14 protein-coding genes are annotated in these 24462 nt (G+C 71.8%); 5 read left to right on the top strand and 9 right to left on the bottom strand.

Features of this window, described 5'->3' with window-relative positions; translation table 11 throughout:
- Positions 1-32 precede the first annotated feature (32 nt).
- Together TMZ1T_RS09205 and TMZ1T_RS09200 are read left to right on the top strand one after the other, a co-directional pair.
- A complete protein-coding gene (locus TMZ1T_RS09205; RefSeq protein WP_004308556.1) occupies positions 33-1385 on the top strand; it encodes a UDP-glucose dehydrogenase family protein in 1353 nt (450 codons plus the stop codon).
- Between the two features lie 358 nt (positions 1386-1743).
- Positions 1744-2805 carry an NAD(P)-dependent alcohol dehydrogenase gene (locus TMZ1T_RS09200; RefSeq protein ID WP_012585225.1) on the top strand — a complete coding sequence of 354 codons (1062 nt, stop codon included), beginning with the start codon at positions 1744-1746 and terminating at the stop codon, positions 2803-2805.
- 63 nt (positions 2806-2868) lie between these two features.
- Here the strand turns inward: TMZ1T_RS09200 and TMZ1T_RS09195 are convergent, their stop codons facing one another.
- From TMZ1T_RS09195 to TMZ1T_RS09165, 7 genes are all read right to left on the bottom strand, one after another.
- A complete protein-coding gene (locus TMZ1T_RS09195) occupies positions 2869-3111 on the bottom strand; it encodes a thioredoxin family protein (RefSeq protein WP_012585224.1) in 243 nt (80 codons plus the stop codon).
- A 2-nt stretch (positions 3112-3113) separates the two neighbouring features.
- Positions 3114-4583: a permease gene (locus TMZ1T_RS09190; protein ID WP_012585223.1), complete on the bottom strand. Its 1470-nt coding sequence runs from the start codon at positions 4581-4583 to the stop codon at positions 3114-3116.
- A 174-nt stretch (positions 4584-4757) separates the two neighbouring features.
- Positions 4758-5312 (bottom strand): sigma-70 family RNA polymerase sigma factor, encoded by a 555-nt coding sequence (locus tag TMZ1T_RS09185; RefSeq protein ID WP_004308549.1) that lies wholly within the window; start codon positions 5310-5312, stop codon positions 4758-4760.
- 36 nt (positions 5313-5348) lie between these two features.
- Complete coding sequence (arsB, locus tag TMZ1T_RS09180) at positions 5349-6413, bottom strand: ACR3 family arsenite efflux transporter (RefSeq protein WP_004308547.1); 1065 nt, start codon at positions 6411-6413, stop codon at positions 5349-5351.
- Between the two features lies 1 nt (position 6414).
- Positions 6415-7311, bottom strand: a complete 897-nt coding sequence (locus TMZ1T_RS21780) for a metalloregulator ArsR/SmtB family transcription factor (protein ID WP_012585222.1) — start codon at positions 7309-7311, stop codon at positions 6415-6417.
- A 23-nt stretch (positions 7312-7334) separates the two neighbouring features.
- Positions 7335-8666, bottom strand: a complete 1332-nt coding sequence (gene arsJ / locus TMZ1T_RS09170; protein ID WP_012585221.1) for an organoarsenical effux MFS transporter ArsJ — start codon at positions 8664-8666, stop codon at positions 7335-7337.
- 3 nt (positions 8667-8669) lie between these two features.
- Positions 8670-9713 (bottom strand): ArsJ-associated glyceraldehyde-3-phosphate dehydrogenase, encoded by a 1044-nt coding sequence (locus TMZ1T_RS09165; RefSeq protein ID WP_004308542.1) that lies wholly within the window; start codon positions 9711-9713, stop codon positions 8670-8672.
- A gap of 383 nt (positions 9714-10096) precedes the next feature.
- Here TMZ1T_RS09165 and recC point away from each other — a divergent pair, with 383 nt between their 5' ends.
- Genes recC through recD form a run of 3 tightly spaced genes read left to right on the top strand, consistent with a single transcriptional unit; the run spans position 10097 to position 19751 of the window.
- A complete protein-coding gene (gene recC, locus TMZ1T_RS09160; protein ID WP_041589640.1) occupies positions 10097-13741 on the top strand; it encodes an exodeoxyribonuclease V subunit gamma in 3645 nt (1214 codons plus the stop codon).
- Entirely contained in the window at positions 13738-17703 is a 3966-nt protein-coding gene (locus tag TMZ1T_RS09155; RefSeq protein ID WP_012585219.1) for a UvrD-helicase domain-containing protein, read from the top strand. The genes recC and TMZ1T_RS09155 overlap by 4 nt, the downstream gene beginning before the upstream one ends.
- Complete coding sequence (gene recD / locus TMZ1T_RS09150; RefSeq protein WP_004319516.1) at positions 17700-19751, top strand: exodeoxyribonuclease V subunit alpha; 2052 nt, start codon at positions 17700-17702, stop codon at positions 19749-19751. Before TMZ1T_RS09155 ends, recD begins: the two co-directional genes overlap by 4 nt.
- A 240-nt stretch (positions 19752-19991) precedes the next feature.
- Here recD and TMZ1T_RS09145 read toward each other — a convergent pair whose 3' ends face one another.
- Both TMZ1T_RS09145 and TMZ1T_RS09140 read right to left on the bottom strand, forming a co-directional pair.
- Positions 19992-21758, bottom strand: a complete 1767-nt coding sequence (locus tag TMZ1T_RS09145; protein ID WP_012585218.1) for a putative bifunctional diguanylate cyclase/phosphodiesterase — start codon at positions 21756-21758, stop codon at positions 19992-19994.
- Positions 21751-24387: a GAF domain-containing protein gene (locus TMZ1T_RS09140; RefSeq protein ID WP_012585217.1), complete on the bottom strand. Its 2637-nt coding sequence runs from the start codon at positions 24385-24387 to the stop codon at positions 21751-21753. Before TMZ1T_RS09140 ends, TMZ1T_RS09145 begins: the two co-directional genes overlap by 8 nt.
- Positions 24388-24462 lie beyond the last annotated feature (75 nt).

Genomic DNA, 24462 nt, shown 5'->3' with positions numbered 1-24462 from the left:
CTGGCGCATTCGCGCAAACAGGGATGTCCTTCATGAAGCTCGCCATTTTCGGTACCGGCTACGTCGGCCTGGTCAGCGGCGCGTGCCTCGCGGAAGTCGGCCACGACGTGCTGTGCATGGACGTCGACCAGGCCAAGATCGACCAGCTGCGCGCCGGCACCATCCCGATCTGGGAGCCCGGCCTGCAGCCGATCGTCGAGCGCAACCTCGCCGAGGGCCGCCTGCGCTTCACCACCGATGCGGCCGAGGCGGTGCGCCACGCCGAGGTGCAGTTCATCGCCGTCGGCACCCCGCCCGACGAGGACGGCTCAGCCGACCTGCAGTACGTGCTCGCGGTCGCCGAGGAGATCGCCCGTCACATGCCGGGCTACCGGGTGATCGTGAACAAATCCACCGTACCCGTCGGCACCGCCGGGAAGGTGCAGGAGCGCATCGCGCAGGTACTCGCCGAGCGCGGCGAGACGGTCGCCTTCGACGTCGTCTCCAACCCCGAATTCCTCAAGGAGGGCGCGGCGGTCGCCGACTTCCTCAAGCCCGACCGCATCCTCGTCGGCACCCGCTCGGCGCGCGCGCAGGAGCGTATGCGCGAGATCTACGAGCCCTTCAACCGCAACCACGAGCGCACCCTGTTCACCGACGTGCGCAGCGCCGAGCTCACCAAGTACGCCGCCAATGCGATGCTCGCCACCCGCATCAGCCTCATGAACGAGCTCGCCAACCTCGCCGAGCGCCTCGACGCCGACATCGAGGAGGTGCGCAAGGGCATCGGCGCCGACCCGCGCATCGGCTACCACTTCATCTACCCCGGCTGCGGCTATGGCGGCTCGTGCTTCCCCAAGGACGTCCGGGCGCTCGGTCGCATCGCCGAGCAGGTAGGCTACGACGCGCCGCTGCTGCGGGCGGTGGAGGCCGTGAACGAGCGCCAGAAGAACACCTTGTTCGCCAAGCTCGCCGACCACTTCGGCGGCGCCGGCGGACTCGCCGGACGCACGATCGCGGTCTGGGGCCTCGCCTTCAAGCCCAACACCGACGACCTGCGCGAAGCCCCCAGCCGCAGCCTGATCGAGGCGCTGTGGCAACACGGCGCGCGCGTGCAGGCCTACGACCCGGTGGCGATGGACGAGATGCGGCGGCTCTATGGCCCGCGCGCCGACCTGGCGCTGGCGAGCAACAAGTACAGCGTGCTCGAAGGCGCGGACGCGCTGGCGATCTGCACCGAGTGGCAGCAGTTCCGCGCGCCCGATTTCGACGAGATGGCGTCCCTGCTTCAGGCCAAGGTCATCGCCGACGGGCGCAACCTGTACCCACCGGACCGCCTGCGCGCCGCCGGCTGGCACTACTACGGCATCGGCCGACCCGAGCGCCCCCAAGCCGCAGTCCCGTAGAACAGACGTGGACATCGCGACTTGCGTCGCTCCTACAGAACCGCCGGGCCACCGGGCACGGCGGCACTGGCTGTGGGAGCGACGCGAGTCGCGATACGGCGTGCGGGCCAACGATCGCGCAGGCTGCAAGCCACGATCCCGCCTCCCCTCGCTCCGGCAAGAACCGTCGGGCCCGCCGGAGGTGGCGGGGGCCTTCTGCCTCACAATGAGGCAATCGCCCGCAACCCTTGTGCCTCGAGGCTTGCGCGCGTTTGTCCACAGCCCCGCCCACATGCCTTTCCCCATCGGCTGGGGACAACACCGGAGCCGGAAGGCTTTCTCTGGTTATCATCCCGCAACCCAACCCGAGGCCCCCCCGATGACCGTCAAAGCCTATGGCGCCCATGCCGGCGACCAGCCCCTCGAAGCCATGGAAATCACCCGCCGCGCGCCCGGCGCGCACGACGTGCAGATCGAGATCGCCTTCTGCGGCGTATGCCACTCCGACCTCCACCAGGTGCGCTCGGAGTGGCCGGGCACGCTCTACCCCTGCGTGCCCGGCCACGAGATCGTCGGCCGCGTGTCGGCGGTGGGCGCACACGTGAAGGGCTTCAAGACCGGCGAGCTCGTCGGCGTGGGCTGCATCGTCGACAGCTGCCAGCACTGCGAGGACTGCGACGCCGGCCTGGAGAACTACTGCGACGGCATGGTCGGCACCTACAACAGCCCCATTGCCGACGCCCCCGGCCACACCCTGGGCGGCTACTCGCAGCGCATCGTGGTGCATGAGCGCTACGTGCTGCGCATCCGCCACCCCGAAGCCCAGCTTGCCGCGGTGGCGCCGCTGCTGTGCGCAGGCATCACCACCTGGTCGCCGCTGCGCCACTGGAAGGTCGGCCCCGGGCAGAAGGTGGGCATCGTCGGCATCGGCGGGCTGGGCCACATGGGGGTCAAGCTCGCCCACGCGCTCGGCGCGCACGTGGTCGCCTTCACCAGCTCCGAGTCCAAGCGTGCAGCCGCGCTCGCGCTCGGCGCCGACGAGGTCGTGGTGTCGCGCGACGAGGACGCGATGAAGGCGCGCCGCAAGTCGCTGGACTTCATCCTGAACACCGTCGCCGCCCCCCACGACCTCGACGCCTACCTCGCGCTGCTCAAGCGCGACGGCACGATGAGCCTGGTTGGCGCGCCGGCCTCGCCCCATCCCTCGCCACAGGTCTTCCACCTCATCATGAAGCGCCGCAAGCTCGCCGGCTCGATGATCGGCGGCATCCCCGAAACCCAGGAGATGCTCGACTTCTGCGCCGAGCACGGCATCGTCGCCGACATCGAGATGATCCGCGCCGAACAGATCGACGCGGCCTACGAGCGCATGCTGAGGGGCGACGTGAAGTACCGCTTCGTGATCGACAGCGCGAGCCTGGCGGGGGAAGGCTCCGCCTGAGCGGCCCCGCTCATCCGCTGAAGAGGCCGTGCTCGACGCGTTACGGCATGTCGAGCACGGCGCCTACCCCACCGCGCGGATCCACTCCGCGATCGTCGCCGCGGTCGGAATCCTCCCCGACGACACCAGCTTCTCGTTGATCACCAGCCCGGGCGTCTTCAGCACGTCGTAGGCGACGATCTGCCCCATGTCGGTGACCTTGGTGACTTCCGCCTCCACGCCGGTGGCGGCGAGGGCCTCGTGCACGATCTCTTCGAGCTTGCGGCAGTTGGCGCAGCCCGGGCCGAGAACCTTGATGTCGAGCATGATCAGACTCCTTTGAGGGTAGAGGCGGTCGCGCGCCGGCTGGCGACCGCCAGCAACACCGCAAGCACCGCGATGAAGCCCGCCAGGTAAAGCGCGAGCGAGAACAACGAAGCGCCGTCGATCCAGGCGCCGTAGATGAGGCCGGCGGCGGCGCTGAACAGCGCCACCAGGCCGACGTAGCTGAAGGTCTTCCTGCGGCCGATGATCGCCGAGATGATCAGGATGCTCTGCAGCGACAGCTCGGGGTCGGACATCAGGTAGGCGAGCAGCGGGCCGCGGTGCATGCCGAGCTCGAGGAACATCTTGGCGATCGGCACCTCGACCAGGGTCGGGAAGTACATGAACACGCCGAACACCACGCCGGCCAGGTTGCCGGTGAGCGAGTTCGTGCCGGCGAGCATCTCGATCCACTCCGGGCGGATCAGCACGCGGATCATGCCGACCACGAACACGCCGACCACCAGCAGCGGAAAGATCTGCTTCACGAAGCGCCAGGATTCCCACAGCCAGTCGCGCAGTTCGTCCTCGCTCAGGCGGTGGCGCACGATGAAAGCCAGCGCCGCGAGCGCGGCGGCGACGGCGAAGAACTTGCCGGTGAGTCCGATGCGCAGCCCGCCATCCACCGGCTGCACCGCCAGCGCCGCCACCAGCAGCGTCGCCGCGATCAGCGCGAGGCTGACCCAGGTCCACGCGTTGGCGCCGTCGGCGATGTTCTCCAGGCCGCGCCAGGCGGCATAGCCGATCGAGGCCAGCAGCGCGATCAGCACCACGCCCTGCACCGACACGCCCTCCTCGCCCTTGGCGGCGTCGTAGGGCACCAGGCGGTCGAGCGCGGCCTGCCAGCCCTGCGCGTCGCCGATCGGAAGCTGGAAGTTCAGGTAGGTCCCGGTCAGCACGTCCAGCTTCAGCGTGCCGGCCAGCAGCAGTGCCACCCACACGAACAGGAACACCAGCGCCATCCGCCCCATCCCCGCCCCCTGCGCGCCGAAGGCGCTGTCGGTGGCGAGGTCGTGCGCGGCGTCGTCGGCACGGAAGAGCAGCGCCATGATCAGGCCGATGCCGATGCCGAAGGTGAGCGACAGCAGGAAGCGCGCGACGGCGAGGTCGGGCCCGATGATGCCGCCGGTGTAGACCAGCGCGAGGATGTTGGCGGCCGGGGCGAAGAACAGGAAGGTGATCGCCGGGCCGAGGCCCGCGCCCTTCTTGTAGATGCCGGCAAAGAGCGGAACGATGGTGCACGAGCACACCGCCAGCAGCGAGCCCGCCGCGGCAGCCGCCGGGTAGGACACGGTCTTGCTGGAGTTGCGCCCGAGGAAGCGGGTGATGGTCTCCTTCGGGATCAGCGCCGACATCGCGCCGGCGATGAAGAAGGCCGGCAGCAGGCACAGCAGCACGTGCGCCGCAAGATAGGCGGCCAGATTGCCCAAGCCGCCATAGAAGACGGGGAGGACCCAGGAAGACAACGCATCCATGACACGAACTCCAGCTCGAGAAACCTGCATCCCGCCATGCGATCGGATCGACCTAAAGACGAAACCTAGTCGCCTGCGCGGTCGCCGGCAAGCGGCTCCAACCATGAAGACGCACGAGTGGTGAAAAGGATGCAGGCGCAGGTGCGGGATGCAGGCGGGGGATGCAGGCGGGGGCTAGAGCGGCGGGCGCGGCACGAAGCAGCACACCTTCCCGTGCTCGTCGAGCTGCACCTGGCAGGCGCGCAGCAGCTGCGCGCGCAGCCTCTGCCGTGCGCGCTGCACGCGCGACTTGGCGCCCGACAGCGACAGGCCCTCGAGTTCGGCGAAAGCCTGTTGCGTCATCCCGCCGATGTCGCAGCGCTCGATCGCCTCGCGGTCCTCCGCGGCGAGCTCGCCGAGGACGCGCGGCAGGCAGGCCGAGAGCAGGTCGACCGGCGCCGGGCCGTCCTCGCTCGCGAGGTCGGGCGCCGGCGCGGCGAGATCGTCCGGCAGGGGCACGCTCGCGTGCGTGCGTCGCGCGTTGTCGATCACCAGGTTGCGCGCCACCGCGAAGAGCCAGGCACGAGGGTTGCCGACGGCGCAGAAGCGCTCGCGCTGGCGCACCGCCTTGAGAAAGAGGTCGTGGAGCAGGTCCTCGGCCTCTCCCGGCTGGCGGAGGTGATGGCGCAGGTAGCGCAGGAGCTCGGCCTCGTGCGCCGACCAGGCGTCGAGCAGGCAGGGGACGGTCACGCCGGCGCTCCCGCGCGCGGCAGCTCGACGCCTCGCTCAGCCACGCGCGCCACCCGGTCGGTCGAGAGCCGCCTGCGGCCCTGCCGCGGACGGAAACCAATGCCGCGTTCGATTGACGATCGCCACCAGCGACAGCATCACCGGCACCTCCACCAGCACACCGACCACGGTCGCCAGCGCCGCCCCCGAATTCAGCCCGAACAGCGAGATCGCCACCGCCACGGCGAGCTCGAAGAAATTCGAGGTGCCGATCAGGCAGGCCGGGCCGGCGACCTCGTGCGGCAGCCTCATCACCTTCGCGGCGAGATAGGCGATGAGGAAGATGCCGTAGCTCTGCACCAGCAGCGGCACGGCGATCAGGCCGATCACCAGCGGCTGTTCCACGAGGGTGCGCGCCTGGAAACCGAACAGCAGCACCACGGTGGCGATCAGACCGACGATGGACCAGGGCTTGAGGCGAGCGACGAACCCGGCCACCGCCTGCGCCGAGCGACGCTCCAGCACATGCCGCGTCGCCATGCCGGCGAGCAGCGGCAGCACCACGTAGAGCACGGTCGACAGCAGCAGGGTCTCCCACGGCACGACGAGATCGGTGACGCCGAGCAGGAAGGCGGCGATGGGGGCGAAGGCGAACACCATGACGAGATCGTTCACCGACACCTGCACCAGGGTGTAGTTGGGGTCGCCCTTCACCAGCTGGCTCCATACGAACACCATCGCCGTGCACGGCGCCACCCCGAGCAGGATCATGCCGGCGATGTACTCGCTGGCCGAAGCCGGATCCACCCAGGGCGCGAACAGGTGCTGGAAGAACAGCACGCCGAGCGCCGCCATCGTGAAGGGCTTGATCAGCCAGTTCACGACCAGGGTCAGGACGAGTCCCTGCGGCTTCTTGCCGACATCGCGAACGGCGTGCCAGTCGATCTGGATCATCATCGGGTAGATCATCACCCAGATGAACACCGCCACCACCAGGTTCACCTGCGCGAACTCGAGCCCGGCGATGGCCTGGAAGGCCCCGGGCGCGAGCAGCCCGAGGCCCACCCCGGCGAGGATGCCCAGCCCCACCCAGACGGTGAGGTAGCGCTCGAAGAGTCCCATCTCAGGCCTCCACTGCGGCCGGCATCTGGCCGATGCGGTCGATCTCGTGCTGGACCGCGAGGCGGTCGAGCGTGGCCAGCGGCAGGCTGGTGAAGAGGCGCAGACGATCGAGGAGCTGGTTCAGCGTCAGGCTGAAGGCGTCGAGCCGGCGCTGCTCGCCGCCCTCGGCCTTCACCGGGTCGGCCACACCCCAGTGCGCGGTCAGCGGCTGACCCGGCCACACCGGGCAGGTCTCGCCGGCGATCGTGTCGCACACGGTAAATACGAAGTCCATCTGCGGCGCATCGGCATCGGAGAACTCGTCCCAGCTCTTGCTGCGCAGCAGGCTCGTGTCGTAGCCCTGCGCCTGCAGCACCTGCAGGGTCATCGGGTGCACCTCGCCGCGCGGCGCGCTGCCGGCGCTGCAGGCCTTGAAGCGGCCCTGGCCGATCCGGTTGAGGATGACCTCGGCGATGATGCTGCGCGCCGAGTTGGCCGAGCACAGGAAGAGCACGTTGTAGCACTCGTCGGACATGGAAGACCCCGGTCGTCGTGTCTGGCCCGCCGCGTGGCGCGCGGCGGGCGTGGTGGATCCGGTCGTGGAAGCGCTGCCATCCAGCCCGCACAGTGCGGGCGCACCGCCGCAGCATTCCTCGGTGAGGTAGGCGATCAGCCCGCGCATCCGCGCCATGTCGGCGCGATAACGCTGGAAGCGCCCTTCCTGTTCGGCCGAGACCAGCCCCGCCTGCGCGAGCGCCTTGAGGTGGAAGGACAGGTTGGTCGGCGGCAGACCGAGCGCGCTGGCGAGCTCGCCGGCCACCCTGCCCTGCGGCCCGGCACGCACCAGCAGGCGGAACACATCCAGGCGGATGCCCGAGGACAGCGCCTCGAAGGCGGAAACTGCGGCTTTCTTGTCCATTCGGATCTCTTCGTCAAGCGGAGTCAGGGGGCCGCCCGGGCGGCGTCATGGCGTTCGAGCGGCAACGCCAGCGTCACCAGCCAGCACCCCAGCAGCATCGCCGCCGAGCCGACGAGCGCGTACGGCAAGCCGCCCCACTGGTACAGCAGTCCCGACAGCAGCGTGCCGATGAAGCGCCCGAGCGCGTTCGCAGCGTAATAGAAACCGACGTCCTCCGCCGCCTTCTCCGAGCCCGCGTAGGCCAGCACCAGGTAGGAATGCACCGAGGAGTTGACCGCGAAGGCGAAGCCGAACAGGCCGAGGCCGCCGACCACCACCCACTCCAGGCCGGGCACCTGCAGCCACACTGCCACCGCGAGCGCGGCGGGAATCAGCGCCAGCAGCGCCGACCACAGCCGTGCCGCCGGCACCTCGCGGCTCAGGCCATCGGCACTGCGGCGGACGATCTGCGGCGCCAGCGCCTGCACCAGGCCGTAGGCGATCGTCCACCCGGCGAGGAAGGTGCCGACCATCGTGAAGGTCCACCCCGCCGAGTACAGGAACACCGGCACCCCGACCACGAACCACACATCGCGCGCGCCGAACAGCGCCACGCGCGCCGCGGCCAGCGCGTTGATGCCGGGGCTCTTGGCGAACAGCTCGCGCACCGAGCCCGACGCCTTCTTCCTGCCCATCATCGGCGGCAGCGCCAGCAGCACGCCAGCGAGCACCAACGCCAGCAAGCCCGCCATCGCCCACAGCGCACCACGAAAGCCGAGCACCTCCAGCAGCACCCCGCCGAGGAAGAAGCCGATGCCCTTCATCGCGTTCTTGCTGCCGGTGAACCAGGCCACCCACTTGAAGAGCTGGCCCGCGCCCTGCTCGTTGGCCTCGGCCTGGAACTGGGCCTGAGTGAGCTTGATCGCCGACTTGCTGGCCGTCTTGGTCAGGTCCTTGGCCACGCCGCAGATGCCCTGCGCCACCACCACCCAGGCCACCGCCATCGTTGCTGTCCATCCGGGGTCGAGCGCGGACAGCAGGCCAAAGCCGAGAATCTGCGTGACCAGCCCCACCGCCAGCATGCGCGCGATGCCGTGTTGCGTCGCCAGCCAGCCGCCGACCAGGTTCGCCAGCACACCGGCCGCCTCGTAGAGCAGGAACAGGAAGGCGAGCGTGAACGGCGAGTAGCCCAGGCGATAGAAATGCAGCAGCACCAGCATGCGCAGCGCGCCGTCGGTGAGCGTGAAGCCCCAGTAGGCGGCGGTGACGACGGCGTAGTTGCGCGCGGCGTGTTGCGGGCCTCCGCCGGGCCGCCCCACGGAGGATCCAGCCCCCTCGGGGGGCAGCGAACGCAGCGCGCGTGGGGGCTCGTTCATGTTTCAGAGGCCCACGGCTTCCATGTGGCAGGCCAGATCCACCATGCGGCAGGCGTAGCCCATCTCGTTGTCGTACCAGGCGTACACCTTGAGCAGCGTGCCGTCGGTCACCATGGTCGACAGCGCGTCGACGATGGCGCTGCGCGTGTCGCGCGCGTAGTCGATGCTCACCAGCGGGCGCTCCTCGTAGCCGAGGATGCCGGCGAGCGGGCCTTCCGCCGCGGCCTTGAACAGCGCGTTCACCTCCTCCACCGTGGTCGCGCGCCGCAGCTCGAACACGCAGTCGGTGAGCGAGGCGTTGAGGACCGGCGCGCGCACCGCGTGGCCATTGAGCTTGCCCTTCAGCTCCGGGTAGATCAGCGCGATCGCGGTGGCACTGCCGGTGGTGGTGGGCGCCAGGCTCAGCAGCGAGCTGCGCGCGCGGCGCAGGTCCTTGTGCGGCGCGTCGACCACCAGGTTGGTGTTGGTGGGATCGTGGATGGTGGTGATCTGGCCATGGCGGATGCCGAGGTTTTCATGCACGACCTTGACCACCGGCGCGAGGCAGTTGGTGGTGCACGAGGCCGCCGTCACGATGCGGTCGCGCGCCGGATCGTAGAGTTCGTGGTTGATGCCGACGACGATGTTGAGCACGCCGCCGGTCTTCACCGGGGCCGCGACGATCACGCGCCTGGCGCCGCGGTCGAGGTGGCCCTGCAGCGCCTCGGGGGTGAGGATCTTGCCGGTGCATTCGAGCACGACATCGACGCCCAGCTCGCCCCAGGGGATGTCGGCCGGGCTGGCGTGGGCGGAGAAGGACAGGCGCCGGCCGTCGATGCGGATCGCGTCCTCGCCGTCGGCGCGGATGTCCGCCCGCCAGCGTCCCTGCACACTGTCGAAGGCGAGCAGATGCGCGCTCGCCGCCGCGCCGCCCTTGATCTCGTTCAGATGGACCACCTCGAGGCGATTGTCCGCACGCGGGTCGTCCGCCTGCCGCTCCGCCGCGCCCATTGCGGCGCGCAGCGCCAGGCGACCGATCCGACCCATGCCGTTGATGCCGACTTTCATCTCGCACCCCTACTGATCAACATTTTTAGAATTGTTGAATTATAACGAGGCGACGTTACGACGGTGTGAAGATTCGGAGGCGGAAGCGTCAAGGCGCTTGAGGCGAAGCGTACGCGCGGCGCATGTGATCGCGACGCGCGTCGCGCCTGCAACGACCTCCGCAGTCGCAGCAGTTCTCCGCAGGAGCGACGCAAGTCGCGATCAAGGCTCTTGCCGTCACGCCACGACTCTCCGCAGGAGCGACGCGAGTCGCGATGCACCGGACTGCGCCGCCCCCAGCCGGTCCGGTGGGACGAGGCATAATCTGCGCACGACTCGCGGCGCATGCGGACGAATACGCCAAACCATCCCGCACGGCTGCGCACTGAACGATGCCCTCCAAGATGACCGCCCCTGCCCCCGCCGCCTCCCTCCCCCCCGGCTTCATCGCCCTGCACGGCAACCGCATCGAGACCCTGCTCGACACCGTCGCCGGCTGGCTGGCGCAGCATCCGCTCGCCCCCCTCGAATCCGAGGTGATCCTGGTGCAGAGCAACGGCATGGCGGAATGGGTGAAGATGGCAATCGCGCGCCGGGCCGGGGTATGCGCGGCGGCGGCGGTGCAACTGCCGGCGCGCTTCCAGTGGCAGACCTACCGCCAGGTGCTCGGGCGCGCGCAGGTCCCGGCGCGCTCGCCGCTCGACAAGACCGCGCTCGCCTGGCGGCTGATGCGGCTGCTGCCCGAGGTGCTGGCCGAACCCGGCTTCGCGCCGGTCGCCGGCTACCTCGCGGATAACGACCCCGGCCGCCGCTTCCAGCTCGCGCTGCGCATCGCCGACCTCTACGACCAGTACCAGGTGCACCGGCCCGACTGGCTCGACGCCTGGGGAGAAGGGCGCGAGGCGCTGCCCGACGCCGGCCGCGGCGAGACTCCACTCACCGGCCGCGGCGAGACTCCACTCGCCGGCCGCGGCGAGACCCCGCTGCCCGAGGACCAGCGCTGGCAGGCACGGCTGTGGCAGCGCGTGGTCGACGAGCTCGACCCGCAGCAGCGCGCGCTGACCCGGCCGCAACTGCACGACCGCGTGCTCGCGGCGCTCGACGCGATCGCGGAGGACGCCGCCCTGCACCCGGCCGCCGCGCTGCCGCGCCGCGTCGTGCTCTTCGGCATGACCCACGTGCCGCTGCCCACGCTGCAGCTGCTCGCCGCGCTGTCGCGCCACGCCCAGGTGCTGCTCGCCATCCCCAACCCCTGCCGCTTCCACTGGGCCGACATCCTGGACGGGCGCGAGTGGCTGCGCATCGCCCGCCGCCGCCAGCCGCTGCGCGACGGCCGCGAGCTGCAGGACGTCGGGCTGGACGCGATGCACCTGCACGCCCACCCGCTCCTCGCCGCCTGGGGTCGCCAGGCGCGCGACTTCGTGCGCCAGCTCGACGCCTTCGACGACGCCGAGCAGACGCGCGCGCGCTTCCCGCTCGCCCGCATCGACCTCTTCGACGACGACCAGGACACCCACGACGTTGCCCAGCCCACCCTGCTCGTCCAGGTCCAGCGCCACATCCGCGACCTCACCCCGCTCGCCGAGCATCCGCACCCGCCGGTGCCGGCCGAGGACCGCTCCATCGTCTTCCACCTCGCCCACAGCCCGGTGCGCGAGCTCGAGATCCTCCACGACCAGCTCCTCGCCCTGCTCGCCCGGCCCCCCGGGGACAAGCCGCTGCGCCCGCGCGACATCGTCGTGATGGTGCCCTCGATCGACGACTTCGCGCCGGCGATCCGCGCGGTCTTCGGCCAGTACGGCCGCCACGACCCGCGCCACATCCCCTTCGACATCGCCGACCTGTCGGCGCGCGCGAGCAGCCCGCTGATGGGCGCGGTGGAGTGGCTGCTGCGCATCCGGCACGACCGCTGCCGGCTGTCCGACCTCGGCGCCCTGCTCGACGTGCCCGCCATCGCCGCCCGCTTCGGCCTTGCCGAGGAGGGGCTGCCACGGCTCACCGGGTGGATGCGCGGCGCCGGCATCCGCTGGGGCCTCGACGCGCGTCACCGCGCAGGGCTCGGCCTGCAGGCCTGCGGCGAGCAGAACAGCGCGCTCTTCGGCCTGCGCCGCATGTTGATGGGCTACGCCGCCGGGCGTTCGGAGGTCACGACGGACGCGCCTTTCGCCGGCATCGAGCCCTACGACGAGGTCGGCGGCCTCGACGCCGAGCTCGCCGGCGCCCTCGCCCACCTGGTCGAGCGCCTGATCCGCTGGCAGGCCGACAGCCGCCGACCCGCCACGCCCGCGGCCTGGACCCAGCGCCTGCGCGCCCTGCTCGCCGACCTGGTGCGTGCGGTGGACGACACCGACCGCCAGACCCTGGCCGCGCTCGACGACGCCCTCGAACGCTGGCTCGAGGCCTGCGACGAGGCCGCTTTCGAGGCCGAGCTGCCGCTCGCCGTCGCCGCCGAGGCCTGGCTCGCCGCGCTCGAGAGCCCCGCGCTCGACAAGCGCTTCCGCGCCGGCGGGGTCACCTTCTGCACGCTGATGCCGATGCGTGCGATCCCCTTCGAGGTGGTCTGCCTGCTCGGCATGAACGACGGCGACTATCCGCGCCGCAGCCCGCGCAGCGACTTCGACCTCATGGCCCTGCCGGGCCAGCAGCGCCCGGGCGACCGCGCCCGCCGCGACGACGACCGCCAGCTCATGCTCGAGGCCCTGCTCTCGGCCCGCCGGGTGCTCTACCTGAGCTGGTGCGGGCGCAACGTGCGCGACAACAGCGTGCAGCCGCCCTCGGTGCTGGTCGCCCAGCTGCGCGACTACCTCGCCGCGGGCTGGTCACCCGCGGTGGTGGCCGAACGCACCGTCGAGCACCCGCTGCAGCCCTTCAGCCGGCGCTACTTCGAGCCGGGCACGCCCTTGCTCACCTACGCGCGCGAGTGGCGCGCCGCACACGTCGAGGCGGCAGCGCAGGACGATGCCGTGCCGTCGCATGACGGGCAGGCGAACCGCGAAGCCACGGGCCGCGCAACTCGTCCCACGCGCGGCGAGGCTGCCTCCCCGCCGCTGCCCCCCTTCGTCCCCGACCCGGCGGTCCCGCTCACCATCGCGGCGCTCGCCGCCTTCCTGCGCAACCCGGTCAAGGTCTTCTTCCGCGAGCGCCTCGGCGTGGTGTACGAGGACGTGGACGAGGCCCTGCCCGACGACGAGGCCTTCGGCTTCGACGGTCTCGAGGAACACGGCCTGGTCGAGGAACTCGCCGCCGCGGTACTCGCCGATCTCGCCCTGCTGCCACCACCCGAGCTGCACGCCTTCGCACTCGAAGCCGCGGTCGAGGCCCAGCTCGGACGCATCGAGCGCGCCGGCCGACTGCCGATCGGCGGCCTCGGCCTGCGCGCCCGCGCCGCACTCGGCGAGGCCGTGCTGCCGCTGCTGCGCGCGTGGCGGCTGGTCCGCGCCAGCCATCCCCTCGACGCCGAGCGCGGCAACCTGCGCTTCGCGCATGCCGGCGCGCTCATGGAGGACTGGCTGGACCACCGCGTGCGCGCCGACGAGCACGCGCTACCCTCGTGGCTCGCCCACGACCCTGGCCGCCTGCTCGAAGACGCCGACAAGGGCACGCTGCGCCCTTGGCGCCTGCTGCTGCCCTGGGTGCGCAGCCTGCTCGCCGCCGCGGCGGACAGCCCGAGCGGCGGCCTGCTGGTCGGCCGCGACGCCACCGTCCACATCGTCCCCACCGACCCCGCCGTCGCGCGCGCCCTGCTCGCCCGCCTGATCGAGGCCTGGATCGCGGGCCTGGGCGAGCCGCTGCCGGTGGCGGCCCGCACCGCGCTCGCCCTCGTCGGCGAGGGCAAGCCTGCCGAAGCCTACGAGGGCAGCGAGCACCGGCGCGGCGAGGTCGAGGAGGCCAGCCTCGCACGCTGCTATCCAGACTACGCCGCGCTGATCGAGGACGGCCGCTTCGAGCACCTCGCGCGCGCGCTCTACGGCCCGCTGCTCGAATGGATGGACAGCCACGTCGAGGCCGTCCCCCACCCGGCACCCGAGACCCAGGAGTCTGCCCGATGAGCCACCGCCTCGACCCCGCCTGCTTTCCGCTGCGCGGCAGCCGCCTCATCGAGGCCAGCGCCGGAACCGGCAAGACCTGGACCATCGCCGCGCTCTACCTGCGCCTGGTGCTCGGCCACGGCGACGCCGACACCGCCTTCGCGCGTCCGCTGCTGCCCGCCGAGATCCTGGTGATGACCTTCACCCGCGCCGCCACGCGCGAGCTCTCCGAGCGCATCCGCGAGCGCCTGCGCGAGGCTGCGGCCTGGTTCCGCAACGAAGATGCGGGCCGCGCACCCGACCCCCTGCTCGACGAACTGCGCGCTGCCTACCCCGACGCGGCCGCGCGCCGCAACGCCGCCTGGCGCCTGGCGATGGCGGCCGCGGCCATGGACGACGCGGCGGTGTTCACCATCGACGCCTGGTGCCAACGCATGCTGCGCGAACACGCCTTCGACAGCGGCAACCCCTTCGACGAGGAGCTCGCCGCCGACGAGAGCGTGCTGCTGACCGAGGCCGCGCAGGACTACTGGCGCCAGCACTGCTACCCGCTCGCCGGCGAGGCGCTGGAGCTCGTACTCGCGCAGTGGGCCGACGTGCACGCCCTCGTCGAGGACATGCGCGCGCTCGTCGGCCAACCGCTGCAGGGCGCGGATCGGGATGACGGCGGGGACCGGGATCGGAGCGCGGATCCCGGCGACCAGGACGGCGTGCGGCGCGATTCGGCCGGTGGCGAAACCCTGGCCGCGCTGATCGGGCGCGTCGGCGGCGCGCACCGCCGGGCGCGGGTGGCGCTCTCGCGTGGCTGGGCCGAGCGCGCGCGCGCCATGAAGGACTGGCTGGACGAGGAACTCGCCACCAAGGCCAAGCTGTGGAATCGCACCAAGCTGCACGAGCGCTATTACACGCCCTGGCTGGAGGCGCTCGAACAGTGGGCGCGCAACCCGCTCGACCGCAGGCTCGAGCTCCCCGACAGCGCCCGCCACCGCCTCACCCCAGACGGCCTGCTCGAGGCGCGCAAGGCCGACGCCCCGGCGCCCGTGCTGCCCGAGCACTTCGCCGCCTTCGCCGGCCTGATCGAAGACCACGACGCCCTACCCGACCCGCGCACCGCGCTACGCATCCACGCCGCCACCCGGGTCGGCGAGCGCCTCGCCGAGCTCAAGCGCCAGGCGCGCAGCTTCGGCTTCGCCGACCTGCTCGACCGTCTCGACCGCGCCCTCGCCGGGCCGCACGGCGCGCGCCTGCGCGAGCGCATCCTCACCCAGTACCCGGTGGCGCTGATCGACGAGTTCCAGGACACCTCGCCTCTGCAGTACCGCCTCTTCGACGCGCTCTACCGCGCCGCCGACGACGACCCGCGCAGCGCGCTGCTGCTGATCGGCGACCCCAAGCAGTCGATCTACGGATTTCGCGGCGCGGACATCTACAGCTACCTGCAGGCCCGCCGCGCCACCGCCGGCCGGCACTACATGCTCGGCACCAACTTCCGCTCGGCGCACGCGCTGGTGGGCGCGGTCAACGCCTGGTTCGCCCAGGCCGAGGACCGCCCGGGCGCGGGCGCCTTCGGCTTTCGCGACGGGGCGGACAACGCCCTGCCCTTCGAGGCGGTGGCGGCGCAGGGGCGCGAAGAGGTCTTCCATGCCGATGGCGGCGTGCCCCCGGCGCTGCTCATCCACCATGACCTGACGCTGCGCAGCGCCGGCGAGATCCGCCGCCTGTTCGCCGCGCGCTGCGCCGAGCGCATCGTCGGCTGGCTCAACGACGAGCACGCCGGCTTCCAGGCCCCCGGCAAGGCATTCCAGCGCCTGCGCCCGGCCGACATCGCGGTGCTCGTGCGCAGCGGGCGCGAGGCCGCGGAGGTGCGGCGCGCGCTGCGCCGGCGCGGCCTGGCCTCGGTCTATCTGTCGGACAAGGACTCGGTCTTCGCCAGCGCGGAGGCGCACGACCTGCTGCACTGGCTGCGCGCGGTGGCCTCGCCGCTCGACGCCCGCCTCGTGCGCGCCGCGCTCGCCACCCGCACGGTGGGCCTGTCGATCCCCGAACTGGCCCGGCTGGCGAGCTCGGACGCCGCCTTCGACGCGCGCAGCGAGCAGTTCCGCGCGCTGCACGTCGCCTGGCGCGAGCTCGGCGTGCTCACCATGCTGCGCCGCAGCCTGCACCTGCTCGACCTGCCCGCGCGCTGGCTGGCCGAGCCCGAGGGCGAGCGCCGGCTCACCAACTTCCTGCACCTGGCCGAGCTGCTGCAGCAGGCCGGCGCCACGCTCGAGGGCGAGACCGCGCTGGTGCGCTGGCTGGCGATGACGATCGAGGCCGGCGGCAGCCGCGCCGGCGAGGAACAGGTGGTACGCCTGGAGAGCGACGCCGACCTCGTCAAGGTGGTCACGGTGCATAAGAGCAAGGGTCTCGAATACCCCGTGGTCTGCCTCCCCTTCGCCACCAGCTTCCGCGCGGTGGAGCGCAGGACCGCGCGCTACCTCAAGCTCGCCGACGCCAGCGGGCGGCGGCGGCTCGCGCTCGACTACGACGACGCCGACCTCGAACGCGCCGAGGCCGAGCGCCTGCGCGAGGACCTGCGCCTGTTCTACGTCGCGCTGACGCGCGCGCGCCACGCGCTGTGGATGGGCTTCGCCGCGGTCAGGATCGGCAAGGGCAAGGCCTGCCAGACCCATCGCAGCGCGCCCGGGCACCTGCTCGCGGGCGGCGCTGCGCTCGACGAGGCCGCCTGGCTCGCCCCGCTGCAGGCGCTGGCGACAGCCGCCGCGCAGGATGGCGCGACCGGCACGGAGGCCGACGGCCGCACCCGCATCGCGCTCGAGGCCGCGCCGCCCGAAGAGGCGCACACCCTGCTGCGCCGGCGCGAGGCCTTGCCGCCGCTGCAGGACAGCGCGCCCTACCGCGCCGACTTCGAGCGTCGCTGGTCGCTCGGCAGCTTCTCCGCGCTGGTGCGCGACATCGATCCGGCGCAGATGGTCGCCCTGCCGGGCGCCGGAAGCGCGCCACCGGCGCCCGCACGCGGCACCACCGCCGACCTCTTCGCCGCGGCGCCCGATGAAGCCGGCTCGGCAGCCCCCCTGGCGGCGGACGATTACGGCCAGGCCGAGGCGGCCGGGGCCGCCCGCATCCTGCCGGTCCACGTCCGCCGCCCGGCGGCCGACGAGGCGCTCGTCCGCCTGGAGGAGGATGCCGCACTGGCGCCATCCGGTGCGGACGGTGGCCTCGCCCTCGCCCCCCCCGACACGGACCGGCCGCCTTGGCACCGCTTCCCGCGCGGCGCCTTCGCCGGCGACTTCCTCCACGACGTGCTCGAATGGCTCGCCGCGGAAGGCTTCGCGCTCGGCGCCAACGAGGGCCTGGAGGCCGCGCTGCGCCGGCGCTGCGAGCGCGCCGGCCACGGCGAGCGTACCGACGAGCTTGTGCAGTGGATGCGCGCCCTGCTCGGCGCCCGCCTGCCCAGCCTGGACGCGGCGCTGCAGGACCTGCGCGTGCTGATCACCGAGATGGAGTTCTGGCTGCCCTCCGCTCACCTGCAGGCGACGGCGGTGGACGCGCTGTGTCGGCGCCACCTGCTCCACGCCCAGCCCCGCCCCGCACTGCCGCAGCGCGAACTGCACGGCATGCTGATGGGCTTCGCCGACCTGGTGTTCGAACACGACGGGCGCTATTGGGTGCTGGACTACAAGTCGAACAGCCTGGGCGAGGACGGCAGCGCCTACGACCGCGCCGCACTCGAGGCGGCGATGGCGCATCACCGCTACGACGTGCAGGCGGCGATCTACCTGCTCGCGCTGCATCGCCTGCTGCGCGCGCGCCTGGGCGGGGCCTACGAGCCCGCCCGCCAGCTCGGCGGCGCGCTGTATCTCTTCCTGCGTGGCATCGACGGGCCGGCGCGCGGCGAATACGCCATCCCGGCCACGCCGGCGCTGATCGAGCTGCTCGACACCCTGGACCACCTGCTCGCCGACGAGGCTTCCCTGGCATGAGCCCCATCCACGCTTCGCCCTCGCCTGCCGCGGCGCCACACGCGGCGACAGCGCCCTCCGCGCCGACCGACGCCCTCCTCGCCACCCTCGACGCCTGGACGGACGCCGGCCTGCTGCGCCAGCTCGACAGCGCCTTCGCCCGTTTCATCGCCAGCCTCGACCCCGCCGCGCCGCCCGCGCTGCTGGTGGGCGCAGCGGTGCTGGCGCGCATGGAGGGCCGCGGCCATAGCTGCCTGCCGCTCGCCCCGCTCGCCGCGACCGACCAGGATCTGCTGGCCTGGCCGATGGAGGCCCAAGCGGCGATCGCCGCGCTGTGGCAGAACCTGCCCGCCGATTCCGCCGCCTGGCTGGCGGCGCTGCAGCAAAGCCCCGTGGTGCGCCGCATCGGCCACGACCCCGAACTCGGCCAGCCCCTGCTGGTGGACGGACCCGACACCGCACCGAGGCTCTACCTGCGCCGTTACTGGCAGTACGAGCGCAGTGTCGCCGCCGCGGTGGCGGCGCGCTGCGCGCAACCCGAGCCGGTCGACGAGGCGCGTGCGCGCACCTGGCTGGACCGCCTCTTTCCGGCCGCGCCCGGCACTCCGGCCCACGAGGCGGCGGTCGACTGGCAGAAGCTCGCCTGCGCGATCGCCTTGCGCGGGCGCCTGAGCATCCTCACCGGCGGCCCCGGTACCGGCAAGACCTACACCGCCGCGCGCCTGCTCGCGCTGATGCTCGCCACCCACCCGGCGCCCGAGCGCCTGCGCATCGCGCTCGCCGCCCCCACCGGCAAGGCCGCCGCGCGCCTGCGCCAGGCCATCGACGGCTCGCTGCAGGCCCTCCAGCGCAGCCTGGGCGGCCACCTCGACCTCGCCGCGCTGACCCGCCGCATCGGCGCCGCGCGCACCCTGCACGCGCTGCTCGGCGCCCGTCCCGACACGCGGCGCTTCCGCCACCACGCCGGCAATCCGCTCGACGTGGACGTGGTGATCGTGGACGAAGCCTCGATGGTGCACCTGGAGATGATGGCCGCCCTGCTCGAAGCCCTGCCGCACGGCGCGCGACTGGTGCTGCTCGGCGACAAGGACCAGCTCGCGTCGGTCGAGGCCGGCGCGGTGCTCGGCGACCTCTGCCGCGACGCCTCGGACGGACGCTACGACGCCGAGACCGCACGCTACCTGCTCGCCACCACCGGCGAGGCCCTGCCCACGCGCTACCTGGAGCCCACGGACAAGGCGCCCGCGCTCGCCCAGCACACCGTGATGCTGCGCGAGAGCCGGCGCTTCGAGGGGCCGATCGGCGCGCTCGCGCACGCGGTCAACGCGGCGCGCGACCCGGCCCTGCCCGCGCGCCTGCTGCGCGAGGATGCGAGCGGCGCGCTGCACGGGGTCGAGGGCGGACCGGTGGCGGCGGTGATCGCGCTCGCGCTCGGCGGCCGCAGGGGCGCACCCGCCTGCTACCGCGACTATCTGGAGCTGCTCGCACGCGGACCGGCAGGCAAGGACGCCGAGGCGCACGCAGCGTGGGCGACGGCGATCCTGCACGCCTTCGACCGCTTCCGCGTGCTGTGCGCGGTGCGCGAAGGCGACTGGGGCATGGCCGGGCTCAACCGCGCGATCGAGCACGCGCTCGCGCGCGCGCGTCTGCTGTCGCCACGCGGGACCTGGTACGCCGGGCGCCCGGTCATGGTCACCCGCAACGACCCCGCGCTCGGCGTCTTCAACGGCGACATCGGCATCACCCTGCCGGCGCTCGAGAGCGGCGGCCTGCGGGTGCACTTCCTCGACGGCGAGGCCTTGCGCTCGGTGGCGGCGAGCCGCCTCGCCCATGTCGAGACCGCGTTTGCGATGACGGTGCACAAGAGCCAGGGCTCGGAGTTCGAGCACACGGTGCTGGTGCTCGCCGCGCAGAGCGGCAACGTGCTCGTGCGCGAGCTGATCTACACCGCGATCACGCGCGCCCGCAAGGCCTTCAGCCTGGTGGCCGAACGCGAGGGCCTGCTGGAGCATGGCGTGTTGCAGGCGACCCGGCGCGAGAGCGGGCTGCTGGACTTTCAGGGAACGTAGACGATCGCCGGCGCGGGCGTGGAGGCGGTGACGGGGAAGACGAAGCGGAGAACGCGCGAGGATGAACGGCGGCGTTCTGCACGGGGGTCGCATCCCGAACCGCTTCATTCGCGGCTTGCGCCGCTCCCACGGGGCGGGGCGGTTTCCGTGGGAGCGACGCAAGTCGCGATCGGGGCATCGGCGGTTTCCGTGGGAGCGGCGCAAGCCGCGAACCGGGCCGTCGGGCCAGCGCCTACCCCTCTACGCCACCGCCCCGCCGAACACCGGCATGTGCGCGAAGCCCGTCTTCATCAGCCGGAACAGCGCGTCCTCCTTCAGGGGCGGGGCGAACATGAAGCCCTGGACGAGATCGCAGCCCATGTCAATGAGGCGTTCGAGCTGGGCCTCCTGCTCCACGCCCTCGGCAACCGTGATGAATTCGAAATGCCGCGCCATGTCGATCACGGTGCCGGTGAGGCGCTGGTCGGCGGGATTGGCGTGGAGCTCGCGGATGAAGGCACGGTCGATCTTGAGCACCGAGACCGGCAAGGCCTTGAGGTAGGCGAGCGAGGAATGCCCGGTGCCGAAGTCGTCGATCGCGATGCGGAAGCCCGCGCGCGCGAGGTGGTCGAGGTGGCGGGCGGCGAGCGCCATGTCCTGCATCAGGCCGGATTCGGTGACCTCGAGCTCGAGCGCCGCGGGCGGCACGCCGCTGGCCTCGACCTCGGCGACGAGGCGCTCGGCGAAGTCCGGCTGCATGAGCTGCTGGGTCGATACGTTGATCGCCATGCCGAATACGTCGGCGACGCGCCTCGCCTCGCGCCAGCGCCGCAGCGTGGCGAGCGCGGCGCGCACGACCCAGCCGCCGATCGCGAGGATCTCGCCGCTGGCCTCGGCGATGGGGACGAACTCGGCGGGCGAAACGCGTCCGTAGGCGCTGCTGTCCCAACGCAGCAGGGCCTCGACGCCGACGATGTCGCCGCTGCACAGCTCCACCTTGGGCTGGTACACCAGCGAGAACTCGTCGCGCCCGACCGCGCCGCGCAAGGCCTCGCGGATGCCGTTGCGGCGCTGCATCCGCGTCTCGAGCTCGGCCTCGTAGGCCTGCCACTGCCCCTCGCCTGCGGGCAGCGCGAGCGCCGCCATGCGCACGAGCTGCTCCGGGCTGCGCTCGTCCGCCTCGGCAGCGATGCCGATGCGCAGACCGAGGTGCAGCCGCATGTGTTCGACCTCGACCGGCGGGCGGAAGCCGGCGAGCAGCCGCTCGGCGAGCGCGCCGGTCGCGCCCCTCGCCGGAGCACAGTCGCACAGCAGGACCCACTGCGTGCTGTTCCACACCGCGAGGAAGCCCTCCGGGACGCATTCGCGCAGCCGCCGCGCTGCCGCGCGCGCGAGCTCGTCGGCCACGCCGAAGCCGTGCAGGCGCGAAACCTCGTCCATGCCCTCGATCGACAGGAAGAGCACCGCGGCGTCACGCCGCGCCGCCAGCCATGCACCGAGCTCGTCGAGCAGAGACAGCCGGTTGGGCAGGCCGGTGAGCGGATCGTGGCGCGCGCGCGCGACGAGTTCCTGCGTGCGTTCGGCGACCAGCGCTTCGAGCAGTTCCGCGCGTTCGGCGCGCTCCTTCATCAGGCGCTGCATGTGCAGGACGTTGCGGATGCGCTGCAACACCTCGACCTGGTCGAAGGGCTTGGTGAGGAAATCGCGCGCGCCGAGTTCGAGCGCGCGGTAACGGGTGGCATCGTCGATCTGCGCGGTGAGGATGATGACCGCCGGCGCCTCCGCGCCGCCCGCCGACAGCCGCTCCATGAGCTCGAGGCCGTTCAGGTGCGGCATGCGCACATCGAGCAGGATGAGGTCGGGCGCGTGCTCTGCCACCCGCGCCGCCACCCTGCGCGGGTCGGTGATGCCTTCGAGACGCAGGTAGCCCGCGTCTTCGAGCAGGGCGAGCAGCAGCTCGACGTTGGCGGGGTTGTCGTCGACGATCAGGATGTCGGCGTCGACCTGCATGGGGACGCGATCAGTCATCGCTGCTCCTGTGTTCGAGGATCTGCCCGAGGCGCGCGACGAGGGCAGGAACGTCGAAGGGTTTGGTCACGTAGTCGATGAAGCCCGCCTCGCGCGCCTTGCGCACGGTGTGCGGCGAGGCCGCGGCGGAGATCGCCAGCACCGGGATGTGTGCGGTGAGCGGGTTGCGCGCGAGCAGGGCGCGCGCCTCCAGACCGCTCATGCCGGGCAGGTCGATGTCCATGAGGATGAGGTCGGGCGGATCGGAGCAGGCCGCCTCGATGCCGGCCTCGGCCGAATCCACGCTGTGCAGCACGGCCTGGCCGACGTCCTCGAAGACGTCCTGCATCAGCTGGCGGTTGGCGGGATTGTCCTCGACGTGGAGCACCCGGTGGCGCCGGCTCAGGGCTTGCGGCGCGGCCGCTGCGCGCGCCTCGTCGCGGACCGCCGGCGCCTGTTCGCACAAGGGCAGCTCGAACCAGAACGCGCTGCCCTCGCCCTCGCGGCTGTGCACGCCGAGCTCGCCGTGCATCAGATCCACCAGCTTGCGGGTGAGCGCGAGCCCGACGCCGGTGCCCTCGATGCTGCCGGACTCGGCGCCGAGGCGGTTGAAGGGCTGGAAGAGTTCGCCCAGCCGGCTCGCCGGGATGCCGATGCCGGTATCGACGACGCCGATCCGGCAGCGCCCGCCGACCGCCTCGCAGCGCACCTCGACCGCGCCACCGGGGCGGTTGTACTTGATCGCGTTGCCAAGCAGGTTGATGAGGATCTGCTTCACCCGGGTGTAGTCGCCCGTGAAGCGCAGCGCGCAGGCCTGCGCCGGCGGCAGCGCCAGCGCGATGCCCTGCTGCTCCGCGAGCGGGAGGACGATCTGGGCGGCGTCCTCGATCACGTCGTGCGCGAGCATGGGCTCGAGCGAGACCTGCAGCCTGCCCGACTCGATGCGGGCGAGATCGAGCACCTCGTTGATCAGCTGCAGCAGGTGCCTGCCACTGCGGGCGATCTGCTCGACCTGGCGGAGCTGGCGCTCGGACAGCGGCTGGCGGCCGTTCTGCAGCAGCTGGGCGAAGCCGAGGATGGCGTTGAGCGGCGTGCGCAACTCGTGGCTCATCGAGGACAGGAACTCGGTCTTGGCCTGGTTCGCCTTCTCGGCCTGGTCGCGCGCCTGCTGCAGCTCTTCGGTGAAGCGCTGCTGCTCCTTGAACAGGCGGTACAGGTTGATCAGCAGTGCGCAGGTCGAGGTGAAGGGCTTGAGCCAGTCGACCAGCTCGTCCGGATAGTCCTGCGGCGCGTTGGCGATCGCGAACATGCCGATGACCTCGCCGCGGTCCATGATCGGCACGCCGAGGTAGCGCGACAGCGGCGGATGCCCGGGCGGCATCGCGCCGCCGCGCGGATCGGACCGCATGGCGTTGGAGAGCACCACCTCGCCGCGGGCGAAGACGCGCCCGAGCATGCTCGCCGGGTTGCTCAGGCGCATGTCCCCGCTCACCAGCTTGCGCATCAGCCCGCGGGTCTCGTCGTTCCAGGACAGGTCGGTGATGGCGTGGATCTTGAGCGCCGGGCCGCCCTCGCCGTGCTCCACCTCGCCGATCAACCCATACGCGCTGCCGGTGAGCGCGCACAGCGCGTCCTTCAGGAAGCCCCACAGCGTATTGCCCGAGATCAGCGCGTGGTAGTCGGTGAGGCCGCGGTGCAGCACCTCGAGCAGCGCGCGCTCCTGACGCTCGCGCTCGCGCACCTGATGCACGTCGCGCAGGTCGGACAGGATGCCGATGAAGTGGCGGCCCTCGAAGTCGTCCGCCTGCGCGCCCTGGCTCACCTCGCTGACGGTGAGCTGCACCGGGATGTGGCGGCCGTCGCGGTGCAGCGCGTCGACCTCGGTGCCCTTACCGATCACCCGCGCCACGCCGGTGCGCTGGTAGGCCTCGAGATGACCGTCGTGCGCGGAACGGAAGGGCTCGGGCATCAGCATGCGCACGTTGTGCCCGCGCAGCTCCGCCTCTTCGTAGCCGAACAGCGCGCAGGCGAAGCGGTTGACCTCGATGATCCGCCCGCGCCCGTCGATGCGCAGGATGCCGGCGGCCGCGCCCTCGGTGATGGCCTGGTAGCGCGCCGCGATGCGCGCGCTGCGGCGCGCCTCGTCGGCCAGGCGCTGGCGCTTGCGGTGCAGGCGGATCAACTGCTCGGCCTGGCGCGCGAGCAGCCGCAGGCGTGCGCGTTCGGCCTCCTCGAAGCGGCGCGGCACGGTGTCGATGACGCACAGGGTGCCGAGCACGAACCCCTGGTCCGAACGCAGGGGCTCGCCGGCGTAGAAGCGCACCTGCGGCGCAGCGGTGACGAGCGGGTTGTCGGCGAAGCGCGGGTCGCGCGCGGCGTCCTCGACCACCAGGGGCGCGTTGGAGAACACCACATGGGTGCAGAAGGAGACGTCGCGCGGAGTCTGCGCCACGCACAGCCCGTGCGCCGACTTGAACCACTGGCGCGCATCGTCCACGAGCGAGACGAGCGCGATCGGCACGCCGAAGATCGACGCGGCCAGTTGCATCAGGTTGTCGAAGGCGTCCTCGCGGGGCGTGTCGAGTATCGCCAGCGCACGCAGTTCGGCGAGGCGCTCGGGCTCGTCGGCCGGCAGTCCTGGGTCGATCATCGCGGGATCCATGCACGCAGGGTATGCGTAAAGGCATCAGGGTAGCCGCTCTCGCCGATCTGCGCCGTGAGCCAG

The organism is Thauera aminoaromatica (genome assembly GCF_000021765.1).
GTDB classification, from domain to species: domain Bacteria; phylum Pseudomonadota; class Gammaproteobacteria; order Burkholderiales; family Rhodocyclaceae; genus Thauera; species Thauera aminoaromatica.
This window is presented reverse-complemented; position numbering and strand designations above follow the sequence as displayed.